The organism is Novosphingobium decolorationis, assembly GCF_018417475.1.
Classification (GTDB): domain Bacteria; phylum Pseudomonadota; class Alphaproteobacteria; order Sphingomonadales; family Sphingomonadaceae; genus Novosphingobium; species Novosphingobium decolorationis.
The window spans coordinates 2,389,516-2,401,960 of the sequence record NZ_CP054856.1; the positions used below are offsets into that span (position 1 = coordinate 2,389,516).

Sequence of the window (12,445 nt, forward strand, 5' to 3'; positions counted from 1 at the left end):
CGTGAAATGGGGGCGCCAACCGGGAATTTACGTTCCGGGTAGGCGCAGGGCACAAGCAGCCACGGAATACGTGGTAGGAACGAGACCTCGTCGAAGCGCGCAAGCCCTTCGGAGTGTATCCATTGCCCGCTCCCCAACGGAACGTGATCTGATCCAAACAGTTCCTCAGCGGCGAAAGAAGCCTCTGAACAGGCCCACAGAGAGGCCTGTCTCGCGCAGGCCGGTCAAAGCCTATGATAATTGTCAATTGACCCGCGACGAGCGGAACGAGGCGCTCGACTGCCGCATTCTCGCTGCACCAGCTTTCACATGCAGGTGGAGTAAGACCAATGAATGAGCGCCTGATCGTGGTTTCGAACCGCCTGCCGATGGGAGACACGCCATCAGGTGGGCTCGTGGTTTCGCTCCACGACGTCCTCGCAGCATCGGGCGGCTGCTGGATCGGCTCGCACCCCGAGGCCGGAGACGATCACGGAGCGTTCGAGCGCATCGGCGAGGAGCCTTACCAGCGCCTCGCTTTCCGACTCACCCAAAGCGAGATGGAAAACTACTATCTCGGCTATGCCAACTCGGTGCTCTGGCCGCTGTGCCATCGCCGTCCGGACCTGGTGAAGATCCGGCCCGCGTATCGTGAGGCCTATGAAGCGGTCAATCGCCGCATTGCGGCCATGATCGCACACGAAGTGTCCCCCGAGGACATCATCTGGGTGCAGGACTACCATTTCATTCCGCTGGCCAGAGAGCTTCGCAAACTGCGCGTCACCAACCGCATCGGCTTTTTCCTGCACATTCCCTTTCCCGTCCTGGCAGACCTCTCGATCATGCCGCAGGCCGAAACCTTTGCCGAATGCCTGGCGCACTACAATCTCATCGGACTGCAGACACGCGAAGACGTCGCGCGCTGTCTGGAGATGTTCCGCGACGATCCGCGCGCGGAGTTCATGACGGATGGGTCCATCAAGTTCGGCGAGCATGTCTCGCTGGTGCACTCGTTCCCGATCGGGATCGACGCCAAGGCGTTCGAGGACGAAGCCCGGCGCGAGCTGCCCGATGTCTTTGGCGGTGCCAGTCCCGCGCCCTTCGCGATCGGGGTCGATCGCCTGGACTACAGCAAGGGCCTGCCGAACCGCTTTCGGGCCTTCGGCACATACCTTGCGGACCTGCGTCCCGAGCATACCCGCCCCTGCCTGATCCAGATAGCCCCTCCGACCCGTCTCGGCGTCCAGGCCTACGAAGACATCACGGAAGAACTTCAGGGCCTGACCGGCAAGATCAACGGGCAGTTTGCCGAACTGGATTGGACGCCGATCCGGTTCATCAATCGCTCGGTGGAGCGCGCCCGGTTAGCCCACCTCTTCCGCATGGCGCGCTGCGGCCTCGTCACCTCTCTTGCGGACGGGATGAACCTGGTCGCCAAGGAATACATCGCCGCGCAGGATCCGGCGGATCCCGGCGTGCTCGTTCTTTCGCAGTTCGCCGGAGCAGCCGAAGACATGACCGAGGCTCTTCTGGTCAACCCCTACGATATCGAGGCCATGGCGCACAGGATCGATGAAGCGTTCCGCATGCCTCTGGGCGAACGCCAGCGGCGCTATCGGCATTGTCTTGAAGTTGTGCGCAAGACCGATGCCACGTCCTGGGCACACAATTTTCTGAATGTCTTGCGCTCGAGCCTCAAAGCGCTCGACCTCGCTTTCCAGGAGCGGGAACTCCAGCCTTTCGGCTGACACGGTCCACTCCTGGAGACAGGTTGTTGCGGCGCTTTGTCAGGGTGAAATATACCAGACTTCGTTGGTGCGCTGGACACGGCACAGCCGCTTCTTTCCAAGCCACAGTTCCGCAGGCCGGTTCTCGGCCTCGATCCTCGCCGCTGAAAGCGCGCCACCGGCGTCAGGCGCTGTAAAATCCAGGCGTTTGGCGAGACCATGATCGTCGTCGGCAAACGTCAACGTATAGATGGGCATGAAGTACCTTTCTGCCCGCAGCTCTCACGGCCCGAGCATCTTTCGTGCGCCATCTGGATAGCATGGCGACGAAGGCACCACGCGCCAAATCCCCTTGATAGTTATCAAGTGCACACGCGCGCCGTGGGCTGAAGCCTGGCGAGGACGAAAGCTTGCCCCACCATCCGCCCCGGACACGGACCCGCAATAAAAAGGCACCTGTCCCGGGAGCACCGTGGCCTTTCACGAATTACTTCGGTGCGTGCCGTGTACTCGAATGGAGCCCTCCTCGTCGTGCTAATGGATGCCTTTCTTGCCAATCGTCGCGATGTCGTCCTCAGTCTGGAAGACCGGGCTCTGCTTGAAACCGCGATTGCAGAAGTCCGCGAGATCGAAAGTCGACAGGTCATTGTTCCTCCACGAACCACGGTCGAGATCAGCACCTTGCTGATCGAGGGTCTGGTCTCTCGCTTCATCGATGACCGCCATGGCCTTCGCCAGCTTGTCGCCGTCCACGTTCCCGGCGAGTTCGTCGATCTGCACGCCTACCCCATGCGTGAGCTCGATCATGGCATCGGCGCGTTGACACCTGCGCGGGTCGCGATTGTCCCGCATGATGCCCTGAGGCGCATCCTGGATCCACGGCCCGAGCTTGCTCGCAAGCTCTGGTTCTCGACACTGCTTGACGCGGCCCTACATCGTGCGTGGCTCTTTCGAGTTGGCCGGCTCGATGCGGTTGGCCGTGTGGCCCACTTTCTGAGCGAGATGAACCTGCGCCTCCAGGCTATCGGACTGTCTGACGGCATGCGATTTGCCTTGCCGTTGACCCAGGCCGATATCGCCGAAATCTGCGGCCTCACCACCGTCCACACCAACCGCGCCTTGCGCCAGCTGCGCGAAGCCGGATTGTGCGAGGTTCATGCCCCCACAGTTGAACTTCTCGATCCCACAGGCCTCGCCCGACGCGGCAACTTCAATTCGCATTACCTTTATCTCGACACGGAAGCATTGATGGCAAAGGGGAACGGTTCATCCTCGCAGCAGAATGACTGAACCGAGACCTTGAAACAGGCTTGGTTGCGCAAATGACCGAGGGTTTCCGTTCGTGAATTCAGTTGGTCAGGGAGAGGCCATGAGCAAGCCGCCCCGGCCCCGCCACCGCACGACAAACTGGAAGTCCTACACCGCAGCGCTGGCGCAGAGAGGTTCGCTTCAGGTCGGGTTTGATCCCCGGATCCAATGGCTGTCCGCGCCAACCGGCAAGCGCGGGCGCCAGCCTGTCTTTTCGGACGCCGCGATCCAGGCCTGCCTGACACTGAAGCGCGTATTCAAGCTGCCCTTGCGCCAGGGGCCACACGCATGGTTGCCAGCCTTCTCGAGATGGCCGGGCTTGATTGGCCGATGCCCCCATGCTGGCCGAACTGCCGGACCAGATCCCACCCGATCAAGCCATCGCGACCGTCAGCGCCGGTGGCGCCTTTGCTAGTCACGAAGCCATTGCCGCGCGCGATGCCTGCGCCATCATTCCCGCCCGCAGCAATGCGCAAGCCTGGTCCGAGAGCACGCCGGGCGTTACGGCCCGAAGCGAAATCGTTCGCTCAAGCAGGCGATTTGGCCGGCTCTCAAAATGTCCGAATAATTCTTTAAAAACAGCGTTTTAGTACTGGTGGGCGGTGAGGGGCTCACAAAAAACAGTACAAGCGACTGAATCTAAATTTTAAAATTCAAAATTGCGCTAACCAAGGCCCTGAGCCAGCCCCGCCCACGTCACACTGTGATGTGACGTGATCTCAAGGGGTATCACATTGCACTGCATGTCGCAGTCTTCCGCATTAACAGGCCGCAGAGGCTTGCACGCCCCAGTTCGTCAAGTGGCGCAGCAGCCTAGGTCCCAACGAGAAGGGCGTAACGACCCATTCAAGCCGCTCAGGGGGCGGTGGTTACTTTCCAGGTTCGGAAGGGCCGCTTTCCTTGACCCAAGGGGCGTGATATTGACGTATACGTGACCCATTCCATTCCCCACCGGTTTCCGATCGGCATCGCCCCGAGTGACATCGACTTCATGGGACATGTCAACAACGCCAGCTATTTGAAATGGGTGCAGGCTGCTGTCATCGATCATTGGCTTGCGTTGGCGCCTGCAGAAGCAATCAGGCAGCATCTGTGGGTAGCGATCAAGCACGAAATCACTTACCGTCGACCGGCTTTTCTGGAAGATGATGTCATAGCCACGGTGGTTTTGGAAAAAGTGCAAGGGGCCAGAGCTTTTTACGAAACGGTGATCAGGCGTGGGGAAGAGGTTCTGGCTGAAGTGAAGTCCAGTTGGTGTTGTCTTGATGCGGCGACCATGCGGCCCGCGCGCTTGGCAAGCGACGTGATTAAGCGTTTTTTCTCGGCCGAAGAAGTGAGCCAGCTCTAAGAGGCTGTTTTGAAATGGGTTGATGCGGCGACTTGGGCGCGATTCAAGCTTGGGATGAAGACCTGTTCGAGCCGTCGCCAAGTGCGGACGCAAGCTTACTACGGACCTGCATAACGTGCTCGATGCACTTCGCTAAATGGGATTGAGCAGGTGTCGGACCACGTATTTTCCCGATCGACGGCCCGTTCTGCCGAACATTGTATTGGTGGTTTCGCCGCTTCGGCCGCCGAACCTTTATGGCCGTTCAGACGCCGATTTTCAGTCCCAAGGTGCGGACCGTCTGCAATTTCGGCAGCTCGCGACCAGGTTCAGCCATTCTCCAACCACTAGTTGAACAGCAGCCTCGGGCAGTAGCTGCTGAGGGATGAGAACGGCGGAGCAATATTCGACCACGCTAGCGGCGGGATAGTCCTGCTGCGGGCGGCGTAAAAGTCGTCCACCTTGAAGCCTTTCTGCCAAGTCAGGGAGGTGTGGGGATCTACAGCGTGGAACTTTATCTTCAGGTCCGTTTGGCTTGCGCGGATGGCATGAGCCAGCGGGCGGCGGCGAAGCGTTTCAATGTGTCGCGCGACACGGTGCGCAAGATGCTGTCGTTTTCATCGCCACCGGGTTACCGGCGTCAATCTGTCCCGCAGCGTCCGAAGCTGGACGGGTTTGTGGCGATCATTGATGGATGGCTTGAAGGGGACCGCTGCGTCCCGCGCAAACAGCGCCATACGGCGAAGCGGGTATTCGACCGCTTGCGCGCCGAGCATGGTTTCACCGGCGGCTATACGATCATCAAGGATTACATCCGCGAGCGTGAGCAACGCAGCCGGGAGATGTTCGTGCCGCTGGCCCACCCGGCGGGGGATGCGCAGGCCGATTTCGGGGAAGCGCTGGTGGAGATCGGCGGGGTGCAGCAGAAGGCCTACTTCTTCGCACTCGATCTGCCGCACAGTGATGCCTGCTATGTGCGGGCCTATCCGGCGGCGGTGGCGGAGGCCTGGGTGGACGGACACGTTCATGCCTTCGCGTTCTTCGGCGCGGTGCCGCGCTCGATCGTCTATGACAACGATCGCTGCCTTGTGGCGAAGATCCTGCCAGACGGCACGCGTAAGCGTGCCACGCTGTTCAGCGCTTTCCTGTCGCATTACGTGATCCGCGACCGCTATGCCCGCCCGGGCAAGGGGAACGAGAAAGGCAATGTGGAAGGGCTGGTTGGTTACTGCCGCCGCAATTTCATGGTGCCGATCCCGAAGTTCCCGACCTGGGAGGCCTTCAACCTATGGCTGGAGGAGCAATGCCGCAAGCGCCAGCAGGACAAGGTGCGCGGACAGAGCGAGACGATCGGTGAGCGCTTGCAACGCGATCTGGCAGCCATGCAGCCTCTGCCCGCTACACCCTTCGAGGCCTGCGATCAGACGAGCGGGCGGGTCTCCTCGCAATCCCCGTGCGCTACAGGACCAACGATTATTCGGTTCCGGTGGCCGGGGCCATCAGGAGGTCTGGATCAGGGCCTATGTCGATGAGGTGGTGGTCGGCTGCCGCAGCGAAGTCATCGCCCGTCATCCTCGTTGTTATGCCCGCGAGGAGGTTATCTTCGACCCGCTCCACTATCTCCCGCTGATCGAGCAGAAGATCAACGCATTCGACCGTGCCGCGCCTTTGCAGGGCTGGGATTTGCCCGAAGCGTTCACGACACTGCAGCGGTTGATGGAAGGCCGCATGCACAAGCATGGCAGGCGTGAATATGTACAGGTGCTGCGCCTGTTGGAAACGTTCACCCTCGCCGATCTCCGTGCGGCGGTGGAACAGGCCATTGATCTTGGCGCCATCGGCTTCGATGCCGTCAAGCACCTCGCCCTGTGCCGGGTCGAACGCGTACCGCCCGTGCTGGACCGACGTCTATCCCTTCCTGCCACGCACAACGGTCGAGAAGACCTTTGCCAGAGCCTATCTGAGCCTGCTCTCCGACCAGCAGGAGGCCGCATGAGCGATCAGACCCCGGAGCTTCTTCTCGCTCACAATCTCAAGGCACTCAAGCTGCCTACGTGCCTGCGAGAGCACCACAAGCTCGCCCGGCAATGTGCCGCTGAAGGCGTCGATCATATCCGCTTCCTCGCCCGCCTTGTCGAGATGGAGATGATCGACAGGGAGCGTCGTATGGTCGAGCGGCGCATCAAGGCCGCGCGCTTCCCCGCCGTCAAAAGCCTCGACAGCTTCGACTTCACCGTCATCCCGTGCTCAACAAGATGCAGGTGCTCGAGATGGCGCGCTGCGAGTGGATCGAGCGGCGTGAGAACGCCATCGCTCTGGGGCCATCGGGCACCGGAAAGACGCACGTAGCGTTAGCTCGGACTGGCAGCATGCCAGAAAGGGCTGTCGGTGGGCTTCACCACTGCGGCGGCGCTGGTCAGCGAAATGATGGAGGCGCGCGACGAGCGGCGTCTCCTGCGCTTCCAGAAGCAGATGGTCGGATACAAACTGCTCATCATCGACGAACTGGGCTTCGTACCGCTCTCCAAGACCGGCGCCGAACTGCTGTTCGAGCTGATCTCCCAGCGTTACGAACGCGGCTCCACCTTGATCACCAGCAACCTGCCCTTCGACGAATGGACCGAAACCTTCGGATCCGAGCGTCTCACAGGCGCGCTCCTCGATCGCCTGACCCATCACGTCAGCATCCTCGAGATGAACGGCGAAAGCTATCGCCTCGCTCACAGCCGGGCCCGCAAGGCCAAAATCAGACCCTGAAAAGCAAGCCAATGCCGGGGGGAGTGGCCCTCGGGCTACGCCCTCACGCCACTCCCCCCGGCGTGTAACACGATGGCCTGGTTTTACGCCGCCCCATGGCCGACTTTTGCTCCGCCGTTGACACCGCCTGCGGGTATGTGCCGCGCGAACCGATCCAGCCAGGCGATCGCAGGAGCAGCGCCGCGGCGAGCGCCCCGAAGGCGAGCGGGGTCAGCAGCGCGCAGGCGGCGGTGATCGACGTCTCGCGGCGGTGGGTCCAGGCGTCGGTGAGGTCAAGCTCGAGGCCGGCAACGAAGACGAACATCATCACCGCCCACCAGGCGACACCGTTGAGCGCCATCATGACCTGGGGGTTGAACACGAAGGCATGGATCTCGGGGAACCGGGCGCCGAGCACGCCGGGGCCAAGCAGGATGCCCCCGACGATCTGCACCACGACAAGCGGCGCCCAGTGTTCGGTGCGCAGCAGGCGCCAGACAAGATAGGGCACGCAGAGGATCACCGTGAGAGCGATTAAATAGACTTCCGAAGTTCCCATGGTTGGTATGCCGTTCTTCCTGCCCAATTTCGCTTTCGCGCGACATGTGACCGGTCTCAGTGTCTTGTAAACGGGAATGCTGTCGTGACATATGATCTTGTGGCATCAGACAAGGGCTCATTCCGATTTTACCCCTTGTCTCCAAATCCTATCTCCCTTGCTTCCCGTCGAAGTTGGCAAGAGAATCGACAAGTCGAATTTAGCGCAATCTGGCGGGCGTCTGTGATGGCTGCCTTTGGCGTTCTGAAGTGGTTTCAGCCGTCGACCCTTCCCGGCCACTCAGACGCCGATTTCGCGTTACCAGGTGCGGACGTTCCGCTATCCCGTCAGTTCACCACCAAACCATGCCAATCTGGCATTGCGAGGTTCGGGTATCGTTCTTAGTGAGATTACCCCATCAGTGCTGGGTGAACCGCCGACTACCCAATTCGGCTTCCACCATTTCCGACCATCCGGTGTGGGAAGTGAGCCAACCTGCGTTTTTGAATGTATCGCAAACGGCAAGCCACCAGGCAGTTGTCAGAACAGGAAGCCCTGTTGAACGTCGTTCTGCCGCACATTGTTCGTTGCTGCGCCTTTCACGCAATCCAGGAAAGTCTCGCGGGTGCTGGCCACGTCCATCACGATCCCCCTTCGCGCGAGCGAAACACACAGGGCCACCGCGTAGGCCTGACAGTTGATCGATTGTTGCGGGTTAAACTCAATGTCGGTGAACGCGTCATGGGCGAGGATGGGCTTGGCGAGTTCCGGCCTACTCAGCAGAGCCGTAATGTAGAGCCAGTCATAGAACGCTGTTTGCGGTTCAATAGGCCACTTCTGCTCATCGAACCGGAATTCGGTCAGTTGTCCAGACTCTCGAAGGCGGGGGTCGCGCTTCGCATCGCGTGACGTCACGTGGAGAAGGTCAAGAAAGGGGCCTCCTCTCTGAAAAACCTTACCGGCCTGGAAAGCGCATTCGACGCTTACCTGCCGCCCGACGACGGGATGAAAGATCGGCAGATTGAACGCACTGAGAATAATGCCAAGCTGTTCGGTCGATTTGCTCGACACTTCCAAGATGGTAGATAGCCCCAGAGTTTCGCTGGCTGCCTCGTGAAGCGAGGCCACCGATTTCTGCTTCTGCGATGCGGAGAGGCCCGGATGCCAGGTGAAGGGCACCAATTCCGTCCGCACGAAGACAGGTCCATCATTGACGGGAATGAATACTGGCCGAACCGCCATCGTCTCAATTACCTCTAATCTTGCGGGCTACGCTGCGAAGCCCGAACAGGCCCGTGCGGTCGGGATGGACGATCGCATTTCGATTGCCAACGACAGACTGCCACCGGGCCAGACTCGCCGCGTCACTGAAAACGGCTCCCGTGATCGCTGAGGCTGGAATGTTCTCGAAGACTAGAATTTCGGCTTGTACATCAGTTGGATCGCACGGTGCCAATCCTTGCTCTGCTCGAGTGGGCCGGGCATCGCTATTCACGAAAAGACCAGCGAAGGCCGTGGCGCTTCCCAGTTTTATCCTGTCCTGCTTGCTGATCCGGCTATCCGCAGCGTTGTGAGCACAAAACGCCACCTCGTTCTTCCAGAGAATGGCCGGATCGAGCGAGAGCACAACCCAGCGCTGCGCCGGATTGGTCATCCGCCAACGATAGAAAAGCCTCTCGTTCGGATGCGAGACGGAAACGCAGATTGCGTCTTCATGCCCATCGATCCGGTGTTCGTCATTCCAGCGAAACGCAATCCGGTTGGCCTGCAACGCCTTTACCGGGAGCAATCCGTGCTGGAAGATGGATGGGAGATTTTCGACCCGCGTAAAATGATAGAGCGAGGCAATTCCCTGCATTTCGCAGATGGCACGGATCTGCTCCGCTTCCTGCTTGAAGGGGCTGAGCGGAGAAACCTGAAGCCGCCTATTTTCCGCCAGGGCGGCAGCAATGGCGCCACGAAATGGATGCTGGGACGCCGGTGCTGGCACAATGTCGGGCGAGGCGGACTTCTTTTCGGTTTGCGCGAAGGCCAATTGCGCGTGGACCGCAGAAGGATCGACACCTCCCCGACTTTTCGCGTATCGCTCAAACCCTCTTGCAATCGCCGGCTCGTCCAATTTGTCCAGCTTCCGCCAAAAATGCCCTGCAAGGTTTGCATTCGCCCTCAGCTGCGAACAAACATCATCAAGAAAGCGCTCATGCTTTTCTTTTGCCTGCAGGATACCCGCTTCCACTCCGTCGGCCACTCGCGCGTCGGGATGCCGTGGCGGGAAACTGAAATTCGGCGGTGCCGAGTGCGCACGCGGAGGAGGTGCAGTTTTCGTCTGCTCTAAGGCTGATGTGAGTTCAGCCAATTTCTTGTCGTACCGGGCGCGCTTTTCCGGCGTATCGTAAGTCCGATCAATCCGGTCCTGCTCAGCAGCTTGTTTGAGTGCCGCATTCAAAACGGCCTGCTCAGGGTAGGTCGTACCAACGACCGCCGATACTCTTTCCTGAATTGCGACTTTGAACTGAACGGCATCCAGCAATTTTTCAGATTTGCGCTGAAGATGTTCCGCGCCAGTCGAGAGGCTATCGATAAATCCTTCAACCGGAGCCGGCGGGGTCACCGGCTGCGCGGTCTTTGTGCTTCTGCCAGCCTGGACCTCTACCCGGTTGAGCACGGGAGCCGTGCTCGCCGCGGATGGAACGGACGCGCTTGGGCGATTATCACTGTTTGCCGAGGAGTGACCGCTGCCGCCGCCTCCTGACAAGAGGCCATAACTTCCCCAAATGACAAGCAATTGCAGCAGAATCAGTGGCGATGCGTAGACCATTACGAACGTGAAGATCGTCCAGCCAATGCACAGCAGTTCAAGTTTGCCTCTGGCGAGGACACGTACAGCCAAGATCGATAGAAAAATCGCGATCTGAAAGCCAAGGATCGAACCAAACATTTACCCACCCCTCGATCAGACAAGCACCATTCAGCGTCGCCCGACAAATTCCGCGCCGTCCCCCCTTCGTCGATCCGGCCCGCCAAGCTGGAGGCCTATCAGAGGCTTCGCTTCGATGCATTGGCTACGCAATATAGCGGAGCGCGCAAGGTCATACTCCATAACGTTTTTTGATTGGTGATCCCGGCTGCCGCAGCCGACCCATTGTTGCCGTTCAGCAGTTTCGTAAAGGCTTCTAGCTCCGGACGGATAGCTTGCAGATTGTTCACTCACTCCTGACAAACGATCCAGCTAAATTCTGTCTACTGCGCTACGCACGAAGGCACTATGCGACCTATCACGTCCCGCCGCTGAGGTGCGAATTTCCAGTTCTCGTAGGCGGCCGAGCAGCTGTCTATGCCTTACTGGTCATCTGAGGGATGCTGCCTTTGAGCAGACTGGTTAATGCCACTCGATACCAACTGGCGCACTTGGAGTATCGATTGCATAAGATGGAGCTTTAAAAAAGATCCGCCAGCGTTAATAGCATATTGGCGATTTATCCTTAACGGACTGGGTTTGGTTGGTGGTGAGCCGAGCGCTCAGGGGCTGCGGGACAATCAGGGGGATTATGTTTAAAGTATTTTCCGCGCGTGGCTGCGCAGCACTTGCGGCTGCTGCATTGATTTCCGGAAGTGGCGACCTCACGGTCACAGAGGCGGCAGCACAAGAAGCTCCAAATGGGGCCATTGGTTCTGACTTGTCTCTGAAGCGAAAGATTGCCATCGGCCGCTTCACTAACGAAACGCGATACGGCCAGACGCTGCTACGAGATTCCAACCTGGATCCTCTGGGCAAGCAGGCCGCTGACATCTTGGCCGCATACTTAGTCCAGTCTGGTGATTTCCTTGTCTTTGAGCGGGGAGATATGAGCCAGATTGCAAGTGAGCAGAAGCGTCTCGGGGAAGGCGACCAATCCATGGTCGGCGTAGATACGCTCATCATCGGGTCAATCGTTGAATTCGGTCGCAGTGAAGACGGAAAGCGGGGATTTTTGAATCGTGAGCGAACTCAGCGTGCGCACGCGAAGGTCGCCATCCGCTTGGTCGACGTGCGGACCGGCCTTGCATTCCATTCCGCTACCGGCTCTGGCGAGGCCACCACTGAGACAAAGACCACCCTTGGCATGGGCAGTACTGCACGCTTCGACGGTTCCCTGACGGACAAGGCTTTGTCTGTCGCGATTGAGGATGTTCTCGAAGAGCTGTCAAACACCATTCAGGCTAGAGAGTGGCGTACAGACATTCTCGCAATCGAAGATGGCCAAGTGTTTGTATCTGGTGGCCCGAGCCAAGGGTTGCAGAGCGGCGCGCAGCTCAAGGTGATGAAGGCCGGGCGCTCGGTCAAAAGTCGCCAGACCGGGCTTGATATCCAGCTTCCGTCCACGGAAGTCGCGCAGCTTCAGGTCGTTTCGCACTTCGGCAGTGGGGAACTCGGCGAGGGATCTATCGCCAAAGTGGTTTCCGGCTCTGTTGTCGGTCTCGACGATGAGCAGATTTATGTGGTGGCAAAATGACGATTCAACCTAAATCACGCCTGCTCCGTTGGGCATTTGCTTTTGCGACCCTCACTGCGCTTTCTGCTTGCGGGATGAGCCCTCGCCACGATCTGGTGCGAGGAACGAAAGCGTCCGCGGTCGAGGTCATCGACGCTCCCAAAGGGGCCCTTGTCGTGATCGATGAAAAAGCCGTTCCGGTCGACAGCAAGGGGCGGGCGCTCATTTCCGTTCAGGACGGATGGCATGATGTCGACGTGATGAGTGGCGGCGATGTTGTTCACCACCAACGCGTCTTTCTTCAGGACGGATCGCACAAGATTATCGATCTGGTTCCCTAAGCCGGGTGGGCGACAGG

The 12,445-nt window shown here is 59.3% G+C and carries 9 protein-coding genes and 3 pseudogenes; 8 read left to right on the forward strand and 4 right to left on the reverse strand.

The window, feature by feature from the left end; all coding sequences use genetic code 11:
- Nucleotides 1-329 precede the first annotated feature (329 nt).
- Complete coding sequence (locus HT578_RS11065; protein ID WP_213499473.1) at nucleotides 330-1,727, forward strand: alpha,alpha-trehalose-phosphate synthase (UDP-forming); 1,398 nt, start codon at nucleotides 330-332, stop codon at nucleotides 1,725-1,727.
- Between the two features lie 39 nt (nucleotides 1,728-1,766).
- On the opposite strand, the gene HT578_RS11070 is transcribed toward HT578_RS11065, so the two are convergent.
- Entirely contained in the window at nucleotides 1,767-1,964 is a 198-nt protein-coding gene (locus tag HT578_RS11070) for a hypothetical protein (protein ID WP_213499475.1), read from the reverse strand.
- Nucleotides 1,965-2,243: 279 nt separating this feature from the next.
- Here HT578_RS11070 and HT578_RS11075 point away from each other — a divergent pair, with 279 nt between their 5' ends.
- From HT578_RS11075 to istB, 5 genes and pseudogenes are all read left to right on the forward strand, one after another.
- Nucleotides 2,244-2,996, forward strand: a complete 753-nt coding sequence (locus HT578_RS11075) for a Crp/Fnr family transcriptional regulator (RefSeq protein WP_213504257.1) — start codon at nucleotides 2,244-2,246, stop codon at nucleotides 2,994-2,996.
- 79 nt (nucleotides 2,997-3,075) lie between these two features.
- Nucleotides 3,076-3,562: pseudogene (locus HT578_RS11080) on the forward strand (transposase); the annotation flags it as partial.
- A 383-nt stretch (nucleotides 3,563-3,945) separates the two neighbouring features.
- A complete protein-coding gene (locus HT578_RS11085) occupies nucleotides 3,946-4,362 on the forward strand; it encodes an acyl-CoA thioesterase (RefSeq protein WP_039390471.1) in 417 nt (138 codons plus the stop codon).
- 485 nt (nucleotides 4,363-4,847) lie between these two features.
- A pseudogene (gene istA, locus HT578_RS11090) lies at nucleotides 4,848-6,337 on the forward strand (IS21 family transposase).
- Nucleotides 6,334-7,098 (forward strand): annotated as a pseudogene (gene istB / locus HT578_RS11095) (IS21-like element ISSsp5 family helper ATPase IstB). Before istA ends, istB begins: the two co-directional pseudogenes overlap by 4 nt.
- Nucleotides 7,099-7,141: 43 nt before the next feature.
- Here the strand turns inward: istB and HT578_RS11100 are convergent.
- The 3 genes from HT578_RS11100 to HT578_RS11110 form a co-directional block, all read right to left on the reverse strand.
- A complete protein-coding gene (locus tag HT578_RS11100; protein ID WP_213499481.1) occupies nucleotides 7,142-7,636 on the reverse strand; it encodes a cation:proton antiporter domain-containing protein in 495 nt (164 codons plus the stop codon).
- A gap of 519 nt (nucleotides 7,637-8,155) precedes the next feature.
- Nucleotides 8,156-8,857 (reverse strand): DarT1-associated NADAR antitoxin family protein, encoded by a 702-nt coding sequence (locus HT578_RS11105; RefSeq protein ID WP_213499482.1) that lies wholly within the window; start codon nucleotides 8,855-8,857, stop codon nucleotides 8,156-8,158.
- 4 nt (nucleotides 8,858-8,861) lie between these two features.
- The gene (locus tag HT578_RS11110) at nucleotides 8,862-10,553 is read right to left on the reverse strand and encodes a DarT ssDNA thymidine ADP-ribosyltransferase family protein (RefSeq protein ID WP_213499483.1); all 1,692 of its coding nucleotides are present in this window, start codon (nucleotides 10,551-10,553) and stop codon (nucleotides 8,862-8,864) included.
- A gap of 610 nt (nucleotides 10,554-11,163) precedes the next feature.
- Between HT578_RS11110 and HT578_RS11115 the strand changes: the two genes are divergently transcribed.
- Both HT578_RS11115 and HT578_RS11120 read left to right on the forward strand, forming a co-directional pair.
- Complete coding sequence (locus HT578_RS11115; protein WP_084592022.1) at nucleotides 11,164-12,108, forward strand: CsgG/HfaB family protein; 945 nt, start codon at nucleotides 11,164-11,166, stop codon at nucleotides 12,106-12,108.
- Nucleotides 12,105-12,428: a hypothetical protein gene (locus tag HT578_RS11120; RefSeq protein ID WP_144400885.1), complete on the forward strand. Its 324-nt coding sequence runs from the start codon at nucleotides 12,105-12,107 to the stop codon at nucleotides 12,426-12,428. The genes HT578_RS11115 and HT578_RS11120 overlap by 4 nt, the downstream gene beginning before the upstream one ends.
- Nucleotides 12,429-12,445 lie beyond the last annotated feature (17 nt).

Bases quoted from the DNA above. Each gene is read 5' to 3' on its own strand.
- HT578_RS11100 (WP_213499481.1), bottom strand. From the start codon at position 7,636: ATGGGAACTTCGGAAGTCTATTTAATCGCTCTCACGGTGATCCTCTGC.
- HT578_RS11070 (WP_213499475.1), bottom strand. From the start codon at position 1,964: ATGCCCATCTATACGTTGACGTTTGCCGACGACGATCATGGTCTCGCC.
- HT578_RS11105 (WP_213499482.1), bottom strand. From the start codon at position 8,857: ATGGCGGTTCGGCCAGTATTCATTCCCGTCAATGATGGACCTGTCTTC.
- HT578_RS11120 (WP_144400885.1), top strand. From the start codon at position 12,105: ATGACGATTCAACCTAAATCACGCCTGCTCCGTTGGGCATTTGCTTTT.
- HT578_RS11110 (WP_213499483.1), bottom strand. From the start codon at position 10,553: ATGTTTGGTTCGATCCTTGGCTTTCAGATCGCGATTTTTCTATCGATC.
- HT578_RS11115 (WP_084592022.1), top strand. From the start codon at position 11,164: ATGTTTAAAGTATTTTCCGCGCGTGGCTGCGCAGCACTTGCGGCTGCT.
- HT578_RS11065 (WP_213499473.1), top strand. From the start codon at position 330: ATGAATGAGCGCCTGATCGTGGTTTCGAACCGCCTGCCGATGGGAGAC.
- HT578_RS11075 (WP_213504257.1), top strand. From the start codon at position 2,244: ATGGATGCCTTTCTTGCCAATCGTCGCGATGTCGTCCTCAGTCTGGAA.